This is a genomic window from Pseudomonas sp. BF-R-26 (genome assembly GCF_019947395.1).
Lineage (GTDB): Bacteria > Pseudomonadota > Gammaproteobacteria > Pseudomonadales > Pseudomonadaceae > Aquipseudomonas > Aquipseudomonas farris.
Genome location: NZ_JAGYGK010000011.1, coordinates 164,765 through 183,281, shown reverse-complemented (window position 1 = coordinate 183,281; position 18,517 = coordinate 164,765). Strand labels below are relative to the sequence as shown.

Genomic DNA, 18,517 nt, shown 5'->3' with positions numbered 1-18,517 from the left:
TATCGTTGTTTTCATGCTTCTGTCGCCGATTATGCCGACTCCAGAAATGCATTCGGCGCTGTGTTCAACAGCGCCGTGTGTGATTACTTGATCAGGCCAACCCGCGAGAAATTCGGCAGGTGACTGAGTTTGGGTTCCGGCCAGCTCATCCAGACTGCGAAGGCCTTGCCGACGATATTCTTGTCGGGAACCATGCCCAGCAGATCCTTGGGAATAGTCGGATCATCCCAGTAGCGACTGTCGTTCGAGTTGTCGCGGTTGTCGCCCATCATGAAGTAGTGCCCGGCAGGCACGGTCCACGAACGATCCGGCGCTGCGCGGTAGCGGCTCATTTCCTTGCGGATAAGGTGCTCGGCGATGCCGAGTTTTTCCTTGTAGAGCTCTGCGCTGCCCAACGTGCCCGGCTCGGAGCCGACCAGTTGTTCGGCAATCGACTCACCGTTGACGAACAGACGCTTGTCAGCGGTGTAGCGAATCTGGTCACCCGGCAGGCCGACCACACGCTTGATGTAATTGACGTTCGGGTCGCTCGGGTAGCGGAACACCATGACATCGCCGCGCTGCGGATCACCGACTTCGATGACTTTCTTGTCGATCACCGGCAGGCGGATCCCGTAAGAAAATTTGTTCACCAGAATGAAGTCGCCGACGTCCAGGGTCGGTTTCATCGAGCCGGAAGGAATCTGGAACGGTTCCACCAGGAACGAACGCAGCACCAGCACAATGAACAACACCGGGAAGAACGACTTGCCGTATTCGACCAGCAGCGGCTCTTTGTTCAGTTTCTCGACCACCACCATGTCAGCCTGGCTGACGCTACCCTGGTAAGAGTTAATGGCAGCCCGGCGCCGTGGCGCCAGGAACAGCAGATCGAGCAACGCCAACAGGCCGCAGACGAACACGGCGATGACCAGCAACAGCGGGAAATTTAGTGACATAGGACCTAACTATCCAACCTGAGCACTGCAAGGAAGGCTTCTTGTGGAATCTCCACGTTACCGACCTGCTTCATGCGTTTTTTACCGGCCTTTTGCTTTTCCAACAGCTTGCGCTTACGGCTAACGTCACCGCCGTAGCATTTGGCCAATACGTTCTTTCTGAGTGCCTTGACGGAAGTCCGCGCAATGATCTGCCCGCCGATGGCGGCCTGGATCGCGACGTCGAACATCTGGCGCGGAATCAGTTCTTTCATCTTCTCGGTCAACTGGCGACCTTTGTAGTGCGCATTGTCGCGGTGCACGATCAGCGCCAGGGCGTCGACCTTGTCACCGTTAATCAGCACATCCAGTTTCACCAGATTAGCTGATTGATAACGGTCGAAATGGTAATCCAGCGAAGCATAGCCACGACTGGTGGATTTCAGACGGTCGAAGAAGTCGAGGACCACTTCGTTCATCGGCAAATCGTAGGTCACTTGTACCTGGGTACCGAGGAACAGCATGTCGTGCTGCACGCCACGCTTTTCGATACACAGGGTAATGACGTTACCCAGGTGCTCTTGCGGCACAAGGATATTGGCCCGCACGATCGGTTCACGCATGTCTTCGATCGACGACAGGTCCGGGAGCTTCGACGGGTTATCGACGTAAATCGTTTCACCGGTTTTCAGCAACAGCTCGAAAATTACCGTCGGCGCAGTGGTAATCAGGTCCAGGTCGTACTCGCGCTCCAGGCGCTCCTGGATGATTTCCATGTGCAGCATGCCGAGGAACCCGCAACGGAAGCCGAAGCCCAGGGCGTCGGAGCTTTCCGGGGTGTACTGCAGGGACGAGTCGTTGAGCGTGAGCTTTTGCAGCGCTTCACGGAAATCTTCGAAGTCGTCGGAGCTGACCGGGAACAGACCGGCGTAAACCTGCGGCTGAATGCGTTTGAAGCCTGGCAGCACGTCAACGTCTGGCGTGGAGCTCAAGGTCAGGGTGTCACCGACCGGTGCACCGTGAATGTCCTTGATACCGGCAATGATGAAGCCCACTTCGCCGGCCTTCAGGTCAACGGTGGCGGTGTGTTTCGGGTTGAAGACACCGACGCTGTCCACCAGGTGGATCTTGCCGGTGGATTTAACGAGAATCTTGTCGCCCTTCTTCACACGACCGTGACGCACGCGTACCAGGGAAACAACGCCCAGGTAGTTGTCGAACCAGGAGTCGATGATCAACGCTTGCAGCGGATCTTCGTAGTTGCCGGTCGGCGCAGGAATGGTGTGAACCAGACGTTCAAGCACTTCGTCGACGCCCAGGCCAGTCTTGGCAGAGCACTCGACAGCATCGGTGGCATCGATGCCGATGATTTTTTCGATTTCTTCTTTGACGCGGTCCGGATCGGCCTGTGGCAGGTCGATCTTGTTCAGGACTGGCATGACTTCCAGGCCCTGCTCGATCGCCGTGTAGCAGTTGGCAACCGACTGCGCCTCAACGCCCTGACCGGCATCGACCACCAGCAATGCACCTTCACAGGCCGCCAGCGACCGGCTGACTTCGTAGGTGAAGTCAACGTGGCCGGGGGTATCAATGAAGTTCAGCTGGTACTTGATGCCATCGCGAGCGGTGTAATAAAGGGTGACGCTGTGGGCCTTGATGGTGATCCCGCGTTCACGCTCCAGGTCCATGGAGTCCAGCACCTGGGCTTCCATTTCGCGCTCGGCAAGGCCGCCGCACATCTGGATGAAGCGATCGGCCAGCGTCGACTTGCCATGGTCAATGTGGGCGATGATGGAGAAATTGCGGATATGACTCAAATCACTCACGGATCAACACTCAAAAAGGCTGCAGGCATAGCCCGCCGAAAAATAGCCGGGAATTGTACCTGATCCACGGCGCAAGCGTCACGTTCGCAGGTCAGACGGCGCGTACAAAAACGCCCCGGTCTTGCGACAGGGGCGTTTTGAGTGACAAGCCACATCGGGAATAACCCGCGATCAACCAGCCCGGCGCAACAACCAGACCCCGGCCAGGGCACAGACACCGGCCGGTACCAGCACCGCAAACAGCGGCGAGAAACCGAATACCAGGCTCGAAGGCCCCAACAAATCCTGGACGATGCGGAAGGTGAAGCCCACCAGCACACCGGTAAAGACCCGCTGACCGAGGGTCACCGAACGCAGCGGGCCGAAGATGAAGGAAATCGCCATCAGCACCAATGCGGCGGTCACCAGCGGCTGCAACACCTTGACCCAAAATGCCAGCCAGTAACGACCATTGCTCAAACCCTGGTCAGCCAGGTAGTGGATGTAACTCCACAGACCGGTGATCGACAGTGATTCAGGCGCCATCACCACGGTGCTCAGCAGTTGCGGGCTCAAGGCTACTTCCCAACGCTCCTCCGGAATTGTCACCACTTCGGTGTTCTTTTCATGGAACAACGTGGTCGTGACATCGCTCAGTTGCCAGTGATCCGTGTCGAATTCCGCGCGCTTGGCGAAGCTCGAAGACAGCATGTGGCGTTGATCGTCGAAGCGATAACGGGTCACGCCGTACAGCAGACCATTGGGTTGCACAGAGTTGACGTGAATGAACTCGTCACCCTGCCGGTGCCACAGACCGTGCTTGGCGCTTTGCGCGTCGCCACTGCCCTGGGCCAGCGAGCGGTTGGCCTGAGCGGTGACTTCCGTGGCCGGCGCGACGTACTCGCCAATCACTAACCCCACCACCATCAAAAGCAGCATCGGCTTCATGACAGCCCAGACTATCCGCCCCAGCGACACGCCCGCAGCACGCATGATGGTCAGTTCACTGTGGCTGGCCAGACTGCCGAGGCCGATCAGGCAACCGATCAGCGCCGCCATCGGCAACATGTCGTACAGACGGCGTGGAGCGGTCAGCAGCACGTAGCTCAGGACATCCATCAGCGTGTAGGTATCGCTGACCTCACTCATCTCATCGATGAAGGCAAACAGCGTTGCCAGACCGAGGATGATCCCCAGCACTGCCAGGATCGCGACGAATACGCTGCTACCGATGTAGCGATCGAGCTTATCCACGGGCCACCTCCAGCGCGCTGCGGCGACTCGCCATTTTCAAGCGCAGCGGCTCCCAGTACAGCAAGCCCAGGCCAATGGCCAGGAAGATCGCATGTACCCACCACAAGCCCAATGCCGCCGGGATCTTGCCCTTTTCGAGGGCGCCGCGAGCGGCAATCAGGATGGTCAGGTAAGCCATATAAAGAAGAATCGCCGGCAGCAGCTTGAGGAAACGGCCCTGACGCGGGTTGACCCGCGACAGCGGCACCGCCATCAGGGTCACGATGAAGACCAGCAACGGCAGAGACAGACGCCATTGCAGTTCGGTGCGCGAGCGGATGTCATCATTGCCCAGCAGGGAGCTGGTGGTCATTGCATCGCGGTCGGTAACTTCGTCGCTGACGTCCGGCTTGGGCAGCAATACGCCGTACTCGTCGTATTTGATGGCGCGGTAATCGGCCTGACCCGGATTACCGTCGTAGCGGTAGCCGTTGTCGAGAATCAGGTAGCGGTTACCGTCGGGGCGAATTTCCTGGCGCCCCTTCTCGGCCACCAACACGGAAATTCCACGATCCTTCTTATCGGAATTGATGTTCTTCTGCGAAATGAATACGCCGCCAAGGTTGATGCGGTCATCCGACAGTTGTTCGGTGTAGGTCACTCGAGTGCCGTCGCGCAAGGCCTGGAAGCGGCCTGGCTCAAGGGTATCGAATTCAGTCAGTGCGTCCTGTTTGTTCAGCAGCAACTGGAACTGGTTGGCACCCTGTGGCGCCAGGCTCAGGCTCAACCATGCCACCACCAGCGCAACCAGCGTGGCCGGAAACAGGGTGATGCGAAACAGTCGCTGCTGGCTCATGCCAGTGGCGGACAGCACGGTCATTTCGCTGTCGAGGTACAGACGACCGTAGGCCAGCAGGATGCCGAGAAACAGCCCCAAAGGCAGAATCAACTGCAGGAAACCCGGCAGACGGAAACCCATGATCAGGAACAGCGAACCCGGATCCAGAAGGCCAGATGCCGCCTGGGCGAGGTACTTGATGAAGCGTCCGCTCATGATGATGACCAGCAGCACGGCGCTGACGGCGCTCAAGGTCAACAGGACTTCGCGGGATAGATAACGGAAGACAATCAAACCAGACACTCCAGGGTTGTCAGGCTAAGCGGCCAAACAAACAAACGTATCGGTCGGCCCGCAGAGCAGAGCCGCCGAAAAAGATGGCGCATTATCCTGTGATTGGGTGCGCCTGTCACTGCGCACGCTCAAGCAGACACCTGAACCACCGAAGTTCGCACGACCGAGGGTTGTCAGGCGCCGGTAGCGAGGTTCAAACTGCGGCCTTTGTCGCTGGCACTGCACCTGCGTCTTTCTATTTATAAGCAAGACTCTGCGCGTCGCGCACTTTGACCATTAATTCAGGGACCCAGACATGGAACTGGTTGTAAAAAGCGTTAGCCCGGAAACGTTGAAGACCGCCACGCTGGTGGTCGCCGTCGGCGAGGGCCGCAAACTCGGCGCCGTTGCCAAACAACTCGACGAGCTGAGCGGTGGCACCATCAGTGCCGTGCTCAAGCGCGGCGACCTGGCCGGCAAAGTCGGCCAGAGCCTGTTGCTGCACAGCCTGCCTAACCTCAAGGCCGAGCGCGTGTTGCTGGTAGGCGTGGGCAAGGATGAAGAGCTGGGCGATCGCCCGTTCCGCAAAATCATCGCCGGCATCCTCAACACCCTTAAAGGCCTGGGTGGCAGCGATGCAGTACTGGCCCTGGACGAAGTCGTGGTCAAAGGCCGCGACAGCTATGGCAAGACCCGCCTGCTGGCCGAAACCCTGGTGGATGGCGAGTACACCTTCGACCAGTTCAAGAGCCAGAAAGCCGACCCGCTCTCCTTGAAAAAAGTCACCCTGGTGACCATCAAGGCAGCACAGGCCGAAGTCGAACGCGCCGTGGCCCACGCCACCGCAATCGCCAATGGCATGGCCTTCACCCGTAACCTGGGCAACCTGCCGCCAAACATCTGCCACCCGACGTTCCTGGGCGAGCAAGCCAAGAACCTGGGCAAAGAATTCAAGAGCCTGAAAGTCGAAGTCTTCGATGAGAAGAAGATCAAGGACCTGGGCATGGGCTCGTTCTACGCCGTCGGCCAGGGCAGCGCCCAGCCGCCGCGCTTGATCGTCATGCAATACAACGGCGGCAAGAAATCCGAGAAGCCATACGCACTGGTCGGCAAAGGCATTACCTTCGACACCGGCGGCATCAGCCTCAAGCCGGGCGCCGGCATGGATGAAATGAAGTACGACATGGGCGGCGCCGCCAGCGTGTTCGGTACCCTGCGTGCCGTGCTTGAGCTGAAACTGCCGATCAACCTGGTGTGCATCCTGGCCTGCGCCGAGAACATGCCGAGCGGCAACGCTTCGCGTCCGGGCGACATCGTCACCACCATGAGCGGCCAGACCGTGGAAATCCTCAACACCGACGCCGAAGGCCGTCTGGTGCTGTGCGATGCCCTGACCTACTCCGAACGCTTCAAGCCGCAAGCAGTGATCGACATCGCTACCCTGACCGGCGCTTGTGTCGTCGCACTGGGTTCTCACACCTCGGGCCTGCTGGGCAACAACGACGAGCTGATCGGCCAACTGCTGAGCGCCGGCCAATCCGCCGACGACCGCGCCTGGCAACTGCCGCTGTTCGATGAATATCAAGAGCAGCTGGACAGCCCGTTCGCCGACATCGCCAACATTGGCGGCCCGAAAGGCGGCGCCATCACCGCTGCCTGCTTCCTGTCGCGCTTCACCAAGAACCTGAACTGGGCGCACCTGGACATCGCCGGCACGGCCTGGACCAGCGGCGGCAAGGACAAGGGCGCCACTGGCCGCCCGGTTCCCCTGCTGACCCAATACCTGCTGGACCGCGCCAAAGCCTGAAACCGATGACCCAGAGGGCGTCACTTTCCGGTGACGCCCTCTGGGCTCAGGAACCGCAATGACCAAAGTCGACTTCTATATCCTGCCCAGCGCCGATCCTTCGGCACGGCTGGATTTCGCCTGCAAGCTCACCGAAAAAGCCTGGCGCATGGGCCACCGCATTTACCTGCACTGCAGCGATGCCGCCCAGCGTGATGATCTCGATGCACGTTTGTGGGCCTTCAAGGGCGAAAGCTTCGTGCCCCACGGTCCCGCCGAAAGCGAGCCGGAGGGTTTGATTGTCCTGGGTCTTGGCGATGACTGCGGTCAGCATCAGGATCTGCTGGTCAATCTCGACCTGAAAGTCCCGGTATTTGCCAAACAGTTCGCCCGCGTGGCGGAAGTGGTGGTGGAAGATCCGACGATTCGTTCGGCTGCGCGGGAGAGTTTCCGTTTCTACCGCGAACAGGGCTATCCTCTGCAAGATCACCGTTTACAGCGACTCTGAGCATTCCGATGGACACTCCAAAACCGCAGCAAAATTCCGCGCATCTGCTGGATGACCTCGAGTCGATCCGCCAACTGCTCGGTGATGACAACCTGCAACCGCCCTTGCTGACCGACACGGTCATTGAAGGTGATCAGGAACAGATCCCCATGCTGTTCGACACGGTCGGCAATGCGCCGCAACCGGTCGAAACGACACCGCCGCCCGCCCCAGCCGCGCAACCGTCGCCTGCCGCCAGCAAAGGCCCCGACGCCCTGCTGCACCTGGACAGCGAACTGCGCGCCGCCGCGCTATTGATCATGCAAGACGTGATCGACGACTTCGCCCCGCACATCGAAACCGAAATCAAACGCCGTCTAGATGCGCGGATGGAACGGTTGTTGAGCCAGTACGAGTAACCCCAATTCCCGGTGTGTACGGGCTTGCTGTGGCGAGGGGGCTTGCCCCCGTTCGGCTGCGAAGCAGTCGCAAGATCTGGGCATGCGGTCCGCCAGACCACCACGGTGGCAGGTTTTGGGGCCGCTTCGCGACCCAACGGGGGTAAACCCCCTCGCCACAGTCGCCCTACGCCCCATGCCCCGCTATACTTGCCGGCTTTTCCTGAATAAATGCCAATAGGGTCCCGCCGCGCATGGATAAGACCTACCAGCCGCACGCCATTGAAACTTCCTGGTACAACACTTGGGAGTCTGAGAATTACTTCGCCCCGCAAGGCGCGGGCGAGTCCTACACCATCATGATCCCGCCGCCGAACGTCACCGGCAGCCTGCACATGGGTCACGGCTTCAACAACGCGATCATGGACGCCCTGATCCGTTTCCGCCGCATGCAGGGTCGCAACACCCTGTGGCAGCCGGGTACCGACCACGCCGGTATCGCCACGCAAATGCTGGTGGAGCGCCAACTCGAAGCCCAAGGCCAGAATCGCCATGATCTGGGCCGCGAAAAATTCCTCGAGAAAGTCTGGGAATGGAAGGATCAGTCCGGCGGCAACATCAGCCGTCAGATCCGCCGCCTCGGCTCGTCCGTGGACTGGAGCCGTGAGCGCTTCACCATGGACGACGGCCTCTCGGAAGCAGTTAAAGAAGCGTTCGTGCGCCTGCACGAAGACGGGCTGATCTACCGCGGCAAGCGTCTGGTCAACTGGGACACCAAGCTGCACACGGCGATTTCCGACCTCGAAGTGGAAAACCACGACGAGAAAGGTTTCCTGTGGAACCTGAAGTACCCGCTGGCCGACGGCGCCAAAACCGCTGAAGGCAACGACTACCTGATCGTCGCGACCACGCGTCCGGAAACCATGCTCGGCGACGCCGCCGTGGCCGTTAACCCGAACGATGAACGCTACAAAGCCCTGATCGGCAAATTTGTCGAGCTGCCGCTGGTTGGCCGCCGCATCCCGATCATCGCCGACGATTACTGCGATCCTGAATTCGGCACCGGTTGCGTGAAAATCACCCCGGCCCACGATTTCAACGACTACGAAGTCGGCAAGCGCCACAACCTGCCACTGCTGAACATCTTCGACAAGAATGCCCACGTGCTGCCGGCCTGTCAGGTGTTCAACCTCGACGGCAAGCTTAACGAAAGCATCGACGGCAAGATCCCGGCCGAATACGCCGGCCTCGACCGCTTCGAAGCGCGCAAACAGATCGTGGCTGCATTCGAAGCCGCCGGCCTGCTGGTCAGCGTCGACGATCATGCCCTGAAAGTGCCGAAAGGCGACCGCTCCGGCACCATCATCGAGCCGTGGCTGACCGACCAGTGGTACGTCTCTACCAAGCCATTGGCCGAGCCGGCCATCGCTGCGGTTGAAGACGGCCGCATTCAGTTCGTGCCGAAACAATACGAAAACATGTACTTCTCGTGGATGCGCGACATCCAGGATTGGTGCATCAGCCGTCAGCTGTGGTGGGGCCACCGGATTCCGGCCTGGTACGACGAGTCGGGCAAGGTCTATGTCGGTCGCGACGAAGCCGAAGTGCGTGCCAAGAACAACCTCGGCCCGGACGTTGCGCTGCAACAGGACAACGACGTTCTGGATACCTGGTTCAGTTCGGGCCTGTGGACTTTCTCCACTCTCGGCTGGCCGGAGCAGACCGAATTCCTGAAGAAATTCCACTCCACCGACGTGCTGGTGACCGGTTTCGACATCATTTTCTTCTGGGTTGCCCGGATGATCATGCTCACCATGCACTTGGTGAAAAACGAAGACGGCACGCCGCAGGTTCCGTTCAAGACCGTTTATGTGCACGGTCTGGTACGTGATGGCCAGGGCCAGAAGATGTCCAAGTCCAAGGGCAACGTCCTGGACCCGCTGGACATCATCGACGGCATCGAGCTGGAGGAGCTGGTGCAGAAACGCACCTCCGGCATGATGCAGCCGAAACTGGCGAAGAAGATCGAGAAGCAGACCCGCGACGAGTTCGCCGACGGCATCGCCAGCTACGGCACCGACGCCCTGCGTTTCACGTTCTGCTCGCTGGCATCGACCGGTCGCGACATCAAGTTCGACATGGGCCGTGTCGAAGGCTATCGCAACTTCTGCAACAAGATCTGGAACGCTGCGCGCTACGTGCTGGACAAAGGCGAAGACTGCGGTCAGAACGGCGAAGCCTACGAGCTGTCCCTGGCGGATCGCTGGATCATTTCGCAGCTGCAACGCACTGAAGCCGAAGTGACTCGTCAGCTCGATCAGTTCCGTTTCGACCTGGCCGCACAAGCCTTGTACGAGTTCATCTGGAACCAGTATTGCGATTGGTACCTGGAACTGTCCAAGCCTGTGCTGTGGGACGAAAATGCACCGGTCGAACGTCAGCGCGGCACCCGCCGCACGCTGGTTCGAGTGCTGGAAGTCGCGCTGCGTCTGGCGCACCCGTTCATGCCGTTCATCACCGAAGAAATCTGGCAGCGTGTCGCGCCGCTGGCCGGTATCGAAGGCAAGACGATCATGCTGCAACCTTGGCCAGTGGCCAACGAAGCACGCATCGATCAGGGCGCCGAAGACGACATCGAATGGCTCAAGGGCCTGATGCTCGGCACGCGTAACATCCGTGGCGAAATGAACATCGGTCCAGGCAAGCCGCTGAACCTGTTCCTGAAAAACGTCAGCGCCGAAGATCAGCGCCGTCTCACCGAGAACGAAGCGCTACTGAAGAAGCTGGCGCGTCTGGAATCGATCACCGTTCTGAAGGCAGGCGAAGAAGCACCGCTGTCCGCCACCGCTCTGGTTGGCGAGATGGAAGTGCTGGTGCCAATGGCTGGCCTGATCGACAAGGACGCCGAACTGGCTCGCCTGGACAAGGAAATCCTGCGTCTGCAGGGCGAAGTTCAGCGCGTCGGCGGCAAGCTGTCCAACGCCGGTTTCGTCGACAAGGCCCCGGCCGAAGTCATCGAGAAGGAACGCGCCAAACTGGCTGAAGCTGAACAGGCTTTGGGCAAGCTGGCCGAGCAACATGCGCGGATTGCCAGTTTGTAACGGCAAGTCGCAATGAAAAAGGGAGGCCCGCAACGGCCTCCTTTTTTATGCCCGCCTCTTTCCTCCACACACCAAAAATCCCTGTGGGAGCGGGCTTGCCCGCGATGGCGTCCTTGCAGCCACATCAATGATGGATGTGATGTCCTCATCGCGGGCAAGCCCGCTCCCACAGGGAACAGCGGCGAACTTTACAATTGGGTTCACAACGGCTGGATGTGGGACAATACCCGCCACTTTTAGCCATACCCGAATCGACAACGCCCATGAACGCCCCCCGCACACCAAGACCTGCGCGCAAGAAGCCTGACTCCGCTACCCCGGCCAAAGCCGTGGAACCCCGTGAGAAGGCCAGCCTGCATCCGCGCAATCGCCACCAGGGTCGTTATGACTTCCCGGCGCTGATCAAAACTACGCCGGAATTGGCGAAGTTCGTGATCATCAACCCGTATGGCAAGGAAAGCATCGACTTCGCCAGCCCGGACGCGGTTCGGGTGTTCAACCGGGCGCTGCTCAAGTCGTTCTACGGCATTGCCCATTGGGACATTCCGGCCGATTACCTGTGCCCACCGGTGCCGGGTCGCGCTGACTACGTGCATTTCCTGGCCGACCTGCTGGCCAGCGTCAACGACGGCGAGATTCCTCGCGGTGCGCCGGTCAAGGTGCTCGATATCGGCATGGGCGCCAACTGCGTCTATCCGCTGATCGGCTACAGCGACTACCGCTGGCACTTCCTCGGCTCGGAAATCGACCCGACGGCCGTGGCCGCCGCCAAAGCCATCGTGCAGTCCAACGGGCTGAACAAAGCCATCCAGCTGCGCCAGCAAAGCAATCCCAAGCACATTCTGCTGGGCCTGCTCGAGCCCGGCGAACGCTTTGACCTGACCATGTGCAACCCGCCGTTCCACGCTTCGATGGACGAGGCCACCAAGGGCAGCGAGCGTAAATGGCGCGCACTGGGCCGCGCCGATCCGAAACGCAAACTGCCGGTGCTGAACTTTGGCGGTCAATCGGCCGAACTGTGGTGCGAAGGCGGGGAAGCACGGTTTGTGACGCAACTGATCGCCGAGAGCGCGCATTTTCAACACAAAGTGCTTTGGTTCAGCACCCTGGTCTCGAAAGCCTCAAACCTGCCTGCGATCCAGACGGCGCTGAAAAAGGCTGGCGTGCTGGAAAGCCAGGTCGTGGAAATGTCGCAAGGGCAGAAGCAAAGCCGCTTCGTCGCCTGGACGTTCCAGACTAAAAGCGAGCAGCAGGTCTGGCGCGAACGTTGGGCGCGTAAAAGCTGAGTAATTGCTGACAAGCCAAATTACTGAGTGCTGAAATCCCTGTGGGAGCGGGCTTGCCCGCGAAAGCAGTGTGCCAGGCGTCAAAGAAGGCGACTGACACGCCGCCATCGCGGGCAAGCCCGCTCCCACAAGGATCGGCGGTGTTTGAAGAATTTATGGCACAAAAAAACCGTGCCCGGATTGCTCCGAAGCACGGTTTTTTTATAACAAGTCTTACTTGTTAACAGCGTCGGTCAGGCCTTTGGCCACAACCAGCTTGATAACTTTCTTGGCAGCGATTTCGATGGCAGCGCCAGTCGAAGGGTTGCGGCCGGTACGGGCAGGACGCTCAGTCACTTTCAGCTTGCCGATACCTGGCAGGGTGATTTCGCCGCCGTTTTCCAGCTGATCAGCAACGATTTGGCCCAGTTGGTCCAGAGCGTTACGCGCGGTGGTTTTTGGCGCGTCGATAGCTTCAGCGATGTCGGCGATCAGTTGGTCTTTAGTAAGAGCCATGTAATGTTCCTTCCCTATCAAATTCATATGGATTGCAGAGTGCAGTGTCAGCCATCGAGCCCGATCTTCTGGATCTGGCACCCTCGGCCATAACCACGACGAGTCGGGGTTATAGATACCGAAATCAGGGTTTGGTTCGACCTGACAAATGCTGAATGCACGCTTAACGCAGTGACTTCGCGTAAGACCGGGCAAAACTAGCACAGAGACGGGGAAATATCCGCCTCTAGCTACCCATTTGGTCAGCTTTATTGCTCTAAATCGGCAAAAAACTGCATAAGGGCCGGCGGACAGCTGCAAATTGCCCTTGGCACCACGCCAAAACCAGTGGTTGCGGTACACTGAGCGCTTTTTCGGGGGAGCACGCCCTCCTCTCTTCAATCAGCCGAGAAGCCCATGCCGATCCGTCATTGCATCGTCCACCTGATCGACAAAAAACCCGACGGCACACCCGCAGTTCTTCATGCCCGCGATTCCGAACTGGCCGAGTCCAGCGCCATCGAGTACATGCTTGCCGACCTCAACGAGAGCTACAACGCCAAACAAGGCAAGGCCTGGGGTTTCTTCCATGCCGAGTCCGGGGCGCATCCGTTCAGCGGCTGGCTGAAGGAATACCTCGACGGCGGTAAAGACTTCACAGCTTTCAGCCGGGTGGCGGTGGAACATCTGCAAAAGCTGATGGAAGAGTCGAACCTCTCTGTGGGCGGCCACGTGCTGTTCGCGCATTACCAGCAGGGCATGACCGATTACCTCGCCATCGCCCTGCTGCACCACAGTGAAGGCGTGGCAGTGACCGATCAGCTGGACGTGACCCCTTCGCGACACCTGGACCTTGGCCAGTTGCACCTGGCAGCGCGGATCAACGTCTCCGAGTGGCAGAACAACAAGCAGTCCAAGCAGTACATCTCGTTCATCAAAGGCAAGAACGGCAAAAAGGTTTCGGAGTACTTCCGCGACTTCATCGGCTGCCAGGAAGGCGTCGACGGCCCCGGCGAAACCCGCACCCTGCTCAAGGCCTTCAGTGACTTCGTCGAAAGCGAAGACCTGCCGGAAGAGTCCGCACGCGAGAAGACCAAGACCCTGGTGGATTACGCCAGCAGCCAGGCAAAAATGGGCGAGCCCATGGGCCTGGAAGAACTGTCCGAACTGATCGACGAAGAGCGCCCGAAAGCTTTCTACGATCACATCCGCAACAAGGACTACGGCCTGTCGCCTGAGATCCCTGCGGATAAGCGCACCCTGAACCAGTTCCGCCGCTTTACCGGCCGCGCCGAGGGCTTGTCCATCAGCTTCGAAGCGCACCTGCTGGGCTCGAAGATCGAATATGACGAAGAAGCCGGTACGCTGATCATCAAAGGCCTGCCGACCCAATTGACCGACCAGCTCAAGCGACGCAACTGATGCTCGGCGGCGTATTGAAGAAATGCCTGCTGATCTTGCTGGTGGTCGTGGTTTACCAGAACTGGGGCAAGATCGAGCGCGTGTTTCACCCCTCGCAAGTGGTGTCCGAGCAGACTCAGGCCAAGGCCAATGTCGTGCTCTACGCCACCGATTGGTGCGGCTACTGCAAGCTGACCCGGCGCTTTCTCGACCAGAAGGGCATTCCGTACAAGGAATTCGATATCGAGAAAGATGCGCAGGCGCGCACGGCCTATGAGGCGCTGGGAGGACGCGGGATTCCGCTGATCGATGTCAACGGAACGTTGATACGCGGGTATGACCCGGACAAGGTTCTTGCGGCGCTGGAATAGCTCTTCAGGCCCGACCCCGTCCCTTGTGGGAGCTGGCTTGCCTGCGATAGCGCAGTGTCAGGCAACATCAATATTGCTGGGCTGACCTCATCGCAGGCAAGCCAGCTCCCACAGGTTAGTGCATGGCCAGAAAATCAGTGGTTAGCACCTAGAGCGCTTCGATGCGAAACCCGAACCGCGGAAAGTGCACATGCACCACGCCGGCCCGCTCGTCCTCGCGACGCAAAATCAATTCTTCGCTACCCGCAAACAACAATTCACCCGCCACCGGATCAACCCCATAATCAGTCGCGGCAATCACCACCTGCTGACCAACCTCGAACCCGTTCGGCTCCTCAAACTGCTCATCCGGCAACGCAGCCGGTGTGGCGTTGCGCGCGACTTCAAGCGCTTCCTCAGAAGTCATCTCGCTGAACGCGCCATGACCAAACCCCATCACACGGCCAAACCACGCCAAAACCGCCGGATAAGCATCCACCAACGGTGATGTCACGTGCGTCGCTTTGAGGAACCACAACGAGTGGGCCAGGGCAAAGTCGGCAATCGATGGCTCACCGAACAGGAAGTCCCCCTGCTCACGCTGAAGTTGCTGCTCCAGACGCGCCATGATCGTTGGCCATTGATGCCGAGCCTGTTCGGCAGACGGCCGTGTGGCACTGCCACCGCTGAATAATCCGGCGCGATCGGCCAGGAAGGCCTTGATCGCTTCCGGTGACAACTTGCCAAAGCGCACCGCCACCGACGCCGGCTGGAACACCAGGCTGACCGCATGCTGGAACACCACCGAATCGGCCCACGCCGCGAAGGTTGCGGTAATCATTTCCTGACCTTCCGGGAAGAACGCCGGCAAGGCTTTTTCCTGCTCCAGACGACGAGCCATCAGCGCGGTGTCGCAATAGACATCAGCACCAATCTGCAACACCGGCGTCTTGCGGTAGCCGCCGGTCAGGGCAGTCAGATCGGGTTTTGGCATCACTGGCGAGATGTTCACCGAGCGCCAGGACAGCCCCTTGAAGCCCAGCAGCAAGCGGGCCTTTTCGGCGAAAGGGGACGTCGGGTAGTGATGAAGAATCAACTCGGACATGCTCGGCTCCGCCGCTCGGATAAGGAGCTCGCAGCTTAACGCGCAATCCACAAGCAGCCTACCCATCTGCCTGATGGGCGCTTATCAGTCAGATTGATAAGCCCGTAGCCGCGCTCGCGACCAGACATTCCTTGGCGCTTTTCTTGAGTTTTTTGATCAGTCGTTCCTGGCGCAGTGCTTCGCTTTTATCGCGACAGACTTCGGTGTAGACCAGTGCCACAGCCGGGCTGGACAGGAAGAAGCGTGCGCCTTTGCCACTTTGGTGGGTGGCGAAACGGCGGACGGGATCGTCGCTGATCCCGCAGTAGAGCGAACCATTGGCCGCGCGAACGAGGTAGACGAACCAGGGTTTGCTGACGGGCAGCGGCGGTTCGGCGGCAATGACGGAAGATTCGCTCGAGGTGTTCACGTGACGATCAAGGCTTGTAGGAAACAAGCCGCGATCTTATCAGCGACTGGCCTGAAATGCCTTCAGCCCCTTCAAGGCCTGAGCGCGCACGGCGTTTTTCACCACCGGCGTCCAGCCCAACAACAGCCCTTTGAGACCCAGCGCCTGACGCGACCAGTGCCACAGATCAAAGCTGTCGTGATGCTCGCAGATCTTGCCGTCGCGAAACACGAAACGCGCCTGGATATCGTTGACCACGGTATTGCCGGTCTGGCTGAACAGGTACGTCGCCACCCAATGGGCACCGCCGGTGCGCTCATCACTGCGCACGTTATCGAAGGTCAGGGAGAAGTCCTTGGCGCGGGTGGTGAGCATGCGCCACATGTCGCCGGCATCGCGCCCGCGCAGTTCGCCGAACGCCGGATCACTGAACACCACGTCGTCGGTGTAGCAGGCACTCATGGCCTCGGCGTCCAGTCGTTGGAAGGCTTGGTAGAACCGGGTGATCAAGGCGTTGTGGGCATCACTCATGGGCAGGCTCTCTGGGTTGCAAAGTGGCGTCGAAAGATTGCCTGCACGATAGTCAACAAATGCGCAGAACACTATCGGCATTCGTGGCCCGAATACCGACAGTGCGCAGAACGTCAGACTCTCTCGCTTTGAACCTGAACGTACAACGAACGCCCGGCACCGAGGCCGGCGATGATCGCGCCGAGGCCGATGACGCCGAAGATCCAGCCCAGGGAACTCCAGCCGCCGGTCCAGTCATGCACCACGCCGACCGCGAACGGCCCCATGGACGCCAGGGTGTAACCGAAGCCCTGAGCCATGCTCGACAGATTGGCCGCGACATGAGCATCCCGCGAGCGCAGCACGATCAGGGTCAACGCCAGGCTGAACGTGGCGCCCTGCCCCAACCCCAGCAGGATCGCCCAGCCCCACAAGCCATCAATCGGCGCATAAAGGCAACCGAACAAACCGCCGAGGGTCATTGCCATGACGATCACGATTGCCAGCCGCTGATCCTTGCCGCGCGTCGCCAGCCAGGGTGCTGCCAGCGAGCTGATCAACTGGACAATCACCGAACCCGACAACACCAGCCCAGCCTGGGTTGGCGTCAGACCGCGGCCGATCAGAATCGACGGCAGCCAGCCAAACACGATGTAGGCCAAAGACGATTGCAGACCCATGTACAAGGTCACTTGCCAGGCCAGCGAATCACGCAGCAGGCCTCGGACCCGATAGGCAACATGATGCGCGCCGTGCTTCTGACCGACTTGCGGCAGCCAGAAAATCGCCGCGACCAACGCTGGAACCACCCAGAAGCCGAGACCCAAGGGCCAGCTTTTGTCGAAATGTTCGCTCAACGGCACGGTTGCCCCTGCCGCCATGGCCGCGCCCAGGCACAGTGCCATGGTGTAGACACCGGTCATGGTGCCGGCCTGTTTCGGGAAGTCGCGTTTGACAATGCCGGGTAGCAACACGCCGATCACCCCGATGCTGGCGCCGGCCAGCACGCTGCCGGCGAACAGGCCGACCTCGCCGAATGAACTGCGCAAAATGATCCCGCCGGCCAGCATCAGAAGAATCCCCAACACCACTCGCTCGGCACCAAAACGTCGTGCCAGCACCGGCGCCAATGGCGCGAACAGACCGAGGCAGAGTACCGGCAAGGTCGTCAGCAACCCGGCTTGGGCGGCCGATAGCCCCAGCGTCTTCGAGATTTCGCTGAGCATCGGCGCCATGCTCGACAACGCCGGACGCAGGTTCAGCGCCACCAGAATCAGGCCGAGCAACAACAGCCATGGCCGCCGCAGGACCGGGTGAGTTTGCTGAACCTGTTCGTCATCGGCCTCGGCGTCGATCAACAGCTCTTCGAGCTCCGCCGTACGCTTGAGCTCAGTGATGCTGCTGACCTGCTGGGTGGACATGGGGTTCTCGGTTTCAAGGTTCATTGATCAACTGCCTCGACAGGGCTTTGGCCCGTTCCGGGTCGCGTTGCTCGACGGCATCGAGCAGTTCGACATGAAGGTCGAACACCGCTTGGCGTCGGGGTGAGATGTTCAGGGTCTGGCGCAAGTGCGCGCCGACGATGCTGGAGAAATAGCGATACAGCTCGCTGAGTGTCGGGTTGTGCGCCGCATCCACCAGTCGACGGTGAAACACCAGATCGCAGGCGATGTAGGTGTCGAGATCGCCGTGGTAATGACTGCCACTGACACCTAGCGCCTCGCGCAATGCCACCAGGTCTTCATCGGTGCGGCGTAACGCCGCGAGGCCGATGGCTTCGACTTCCAGAATGTGCCGGGTTTCCCGAGCCTGTTCCTGGGTGCAACGGGACAGCGCCTTCATGGTGTCCAGTGGATCAATCACCGCCCGCAGATAACTGCCGTCTCCCTGGCGAATTTCGATCAACCCGGAAAACGCTAACACGCGCATGGCTTCACGCACCGTGTTGCGGCTGATGCCCAGCTCAGTCGCCAGTTCCGGCTCGGTGGGCAAGCGCTGGCCGACCGTCCAGACCCCTTGATTGATGCGCAGACGTAACTGGTCCAGGGCCTGATCGACCAGGGATCGTTTAATTAATGGAGAAATGTCTGACATAGGATTCGCCCTTTCATCCAATCATAGGATGAATTTTCTGACATGTTAGTCAGCTTCGTCCGAGAGGACAA

General features: G+C 59.6%; 17 protein-coding genes. 7 read left to right on the top strand and 10 right to left on the bottom strand.

Annotation, left to right across the window (positions count from 1 at the left end; genetic code table 11):
* Window positions 1–83: 83 nt before the first annotated feature.
* From lepB to lptF, 4 genes are all read right to left on the bottom strand, one after another.
* Window positions 84–938, bottom strand: a complete 855-nt coding sequence (lepB, locus tag KGB18_RS18295; RefSeq protein ID WP_123719440.1) for a signal peptidase I — start codon at window positions 936–938, stop codon at window positions 84–86.
* 5 nt (window positions 939–943) lie between these two features.
* Window positions 944–2,743 carry a translation elongation factor 4 gene (gene lepA, locus KGB18_RS18290; protein WP_038981674.1) on the bottom strand — a complete coding sequence of 600 codons (1,800 nt, stop codon included), beginning with the start codon at window positions 2,741–2,743 and terminating at the stop codon, window positions 944–946.
* A gap of 171 nt (window positions 2,744–2,914) precedes the next feature.
* Window positions 2,915–3,976, bottom strand: coding sequence for an LPS export ABC transporter permease LptG (gene lptG, locus KGB18_RS18285; protein WP_123719441.1), 1,062 nt, complete (start codon window positions 3,974–3,976; stop codon window positions 2,915–2,917).
* The gene (lptF, locus tag KGB18_RS18280; protein ID WP_123719442.1) at window positions 3,969–5,087 is read right to left on the bottom strand and encodes an LPS export ABC transporter permease LptF; all 1,119 of its coding nucleotides are present in this window, start codon (window positions 5,085–5,087) and stop codon (window positions 3,969–3,971) included. The genes lptG and lptF overlap by 8 nt, the downstream gene beginning before the upstream one ends.
* 295 nt (window positions 5,088–5,382) lie before the next feature.
* Between lptF and KGB18_RS18275 the strand changes: the two genes are divergently transcribed.
* From KGB18_RS18275 to rlmF, 5 genes are all read left to right on the top strand, one after another.
* Window positions 5,383–6,873, top strand: a complete 1,491-nt coding sequence (locus KGB18_RS18275; protein ID WP_123719443.1) for a leucyl aminopeptidase — start codon at window positions 5,383–5,385, stop codon at window positions 6,871–6,873.
* Window positions 6,874–6,931: 58 nt separating this feature from the next.
* Window positions 6,932–7,360 carry a DNA polymerase III subunit chi gene (locus KGB18_RS18270; protein ID WP_008072051.1) on the top strand — a complete coding sequence of 143 codons (429 nt, stop codon included), beginning with the start codon at window positions 6,932–6,934 and terminating at the stop codon, window positions 7,358–7,360.
* 8 nt (window positions 7,361–7,368) lie between these two features.
* Window positions 7,369–7,758 (top strand): hypothetical protein, encoded by a 390-nt coding sequence (locus KGB18_RS18265; RefSeq protein ID WP_008072054.1) that lies wholly within the window; start codon window positions 7,369–7,371, stop codon window positions 7,756–7,758.
* Window positions 7,759–7,991: 233 nt separating this feature from the next.
* On the top strand, window positions 7,992–10,838 hold the full coding sequence (locus tag KGB18_RS18260; protein ID WP_123719444.1) for a valine--tRNA ligase: 2,847 nt from the start codon (window positions 7,992–7,994) through the stop codon (window positions 10,836–10,838).
* Between the two features lie 263 nt (window positions 10,839–11,101).
* Window positions 11,102–12,124 carry a 23S rRNA (adenine(1618)-N(6))-methyltransferase RlmF gene (gene rlmF / locus KGB18_RS18255; RefSeq protein WP_007905515.1) on the top strand — a complete coding sequence of 341 codons (1,023 nt, stop codon included), beginning with the start codon at window positions 11,102–11,104 and terminating at the stop codon, window positions 12,122–12,124.
* A 213-nt stretch (window positions 12,125–12,337) separates the two neighbouring features.
* On the opposite strand, the gene KGB18_RS18250 is transcribed toward rlmF, so the two are convergent.
* Window positions 12,338–12,619 carry an HU family DNA-binding protein gene (locus KGB18_RS18250; protein WP_007905514.1) on the bottom strand — a complete coding sequence of 94 codons (282 nt, stop codon included), beginning with the start codon at window positions 12,617–12,619 and terminating at the stop codon, window positions 12,338–12,340.
* Window positions 12,620–13,015: 396 nt separating this feature from the next.
* Here KGB18_RS18250 and yejK point away from each other — a divergent pair, with 396 nt between their 5' ends.
* Both yejK and KGB18_RS18240 read left to right on the top strand, forming a co-directional pair.
* A complete protein-coding gene (yejK, locus tag KGB18_RS18245; RefSeq protein WP_038981666.1) occupies window positions 13,016–14,020 on the top strand; it encodes a nucleoid-associated protein YejK in 1,005 nt (334 codons plus the stop codon).
* The gene (locus KGB18_RS18240; RefSeq protein ID WP_123719445.1) at window positions 14,020–14,370 is read left to right on the top strand and encodes a glutaredoxin family protein; all 351 of its coding nucleotides are present in this window, start codon (window positions 14,020–14,022) and stop codon (window positions 14,368–14,370) included. Before yejK ends, KGB18_RS18240 begins: the two co-directional genes overlap by 1 nt.
* A 148-nt stretch (window positions 14,371–14,518) precedes the next feature.
* On the opposite strand, the gene KGB18_RS18235 is transcribed toward KGB18_RS18240, so the two are convergent.
* From KGB18_RS18235 to KGB18_RS18215, 5 genes are all read right to left on the bottom strand, one after another.
* Window positions 14,519–15,454 carry a glutathione S-transferase family protein gene (locus tag KGB18_RS18235; RefSeq protein ID WP_201062261.1) on the bottom strand — a complete coding sequence of 312 codons (936 nt, stop codon included), beginning with the start codon at window positions 15,452–15,454 and terminating at the stop codon, window positions 14,519–14,521.
* 88 nt (window positions 15,455–15,542) lie between these two features.
* Entirely contained in the window at window positions 15,543–15,863 is a 321-nt protein-coding gene (locus KGB18_RS18230) for a GIY-YIG nuclease family protein (RefSeq protein ID WP_223570318.1), read from the bottom strand.
* A gap of 39 nt (window positions 15,864–15,902) precedes the next feature.
* Window positions 15,903–16,373 (bottom strand): nuclear transport factor 2 family protein, encoded by a 471-nt coding sequence (locus KGB18_RS18225; protein ID WP_223570317.1) that lies wholly within the window; start codon window positions 16,371–16,373, stop codon window positions 15,903–15,905.
* A 113-nt stretch (window positions 16,374–16,486) separates the two neighbouring features.
* A complete protein-coding gene (locus KGB18_RS18220; protein WP_123719448.1) occupies window positions 16,487–17,797 on the bottom strand; it encodes a CynX/NimT family MFS transporter in 1,311 nt (436 codons plus the stop codon).
* Entirely contained in the window at window positions 17,787–18,446 is a 660-nt protein-coding gene (locus KGB18_RS18215; RefSeq protein ID WP_038981661.1) for a FadR/GntR family transcriptional regulator, read from the bottom strand. Before KGB18_RS18215 ends, KGB18_RS18220 begins: the two co-directional genes overlap by 11 nt.
* Window positions 18,447–18,517 lie beyond the last annotated feature (71 nt).

Excerpts from the sequence above, each read along its gene's own strand:
- KGB18_RS18235 (WP_201062261.1), bottom strand. The coding sequence starts at position 15,454 with ATGTCCGAGTTGATTCTTCATCACTACCCGACGTCCCCTTTCGCCGAA.
- KGB18_RS18265 (WP_008072054.1), top strand. The coding sequence starts at position 7,369 with ATGGACACTCCAAAACCGCAGCAAAATTCCGCGCATCTGCTGGATGAC.
- KGB18_RS18215 (WP_038981661.1), bottom strand. The coding sequence starts at position 18,446 with ATGTCAGACATTTCTCCATTAATTAAACGATCCCTGGTCGATCAGGCC.
- KGB18_RS18275 (WP_123719443.1), top strand. The coding sequence starts at position 5,383 with ATGGAACTGGTTGTAAAAAGCGTTAGCCCGGAAACGTTGAAGACCGCC.
- KGB18_RS18250 (WP_007905514.1), bottom strand. The coding sequence starts at position 12,619 with ATGGCTCTTACTAAAGACCAACTGATCGCCGACATCGCTGAAGCTATC.
- lepB (WP_123719440.1), bottom strand. The coding sequence starts at position 938 with ATGTCACTAAATTTCCCGCTGTTGCTGGTCATCGCCGTGTTCGTCTGC.
- KGB18_RS18260 (WP_123719444.1), top strand. The coding sequence starts at position 7,992 with ATGGATAAGACCTACCAGCCGCACGCCATTGAAACTTCCTGGTACAAC.
- KGB18_RS18270 (WP_008072051.1), top strand. The coding sequence starts at position 6,932 with ATGACCAAAGTCGACTTCTATATCCTGCCCAGCGCCGATCCTTCGGCA.
- KGB18_RS18220 (WP_123719448.1), bottom strand. The coding sequence starts at position 17,797 with ATGAACCTTGAAACCGAGAACCCCATGTCCACCCAGCAGGTCAGCAGC.
- rlmF (WP_007905515.1), top strand. The coding sequence starts at position 11,102 with ATGAACGCCCCCCGCACACCAAGACCTGCGCGCAAGAAGCCTGACTCC.
- yejK (WP_038981666.1), top strand. The coding sequence starts at position 13,016 with ATGCCGATCCGTCATTGCATCGTCCACCTGATCGACAAAAAACCCGAC.
- KGB18_RS18240 (WP_123719445.1), top strand. The coding sequence starts at position 14,020 with ATGCTCGGCGGCGTATTGAAGAAATGCCTGCTGATCTTGCTGGTGGTC.
- KGB18_RS18225 (WP_223570317.1), bottom strand. The coding sequence starts at position 16,373 with ATGAGTGATGCCCACAACGCCTTGATCACCCGGTTCTACCAAGCCTTC.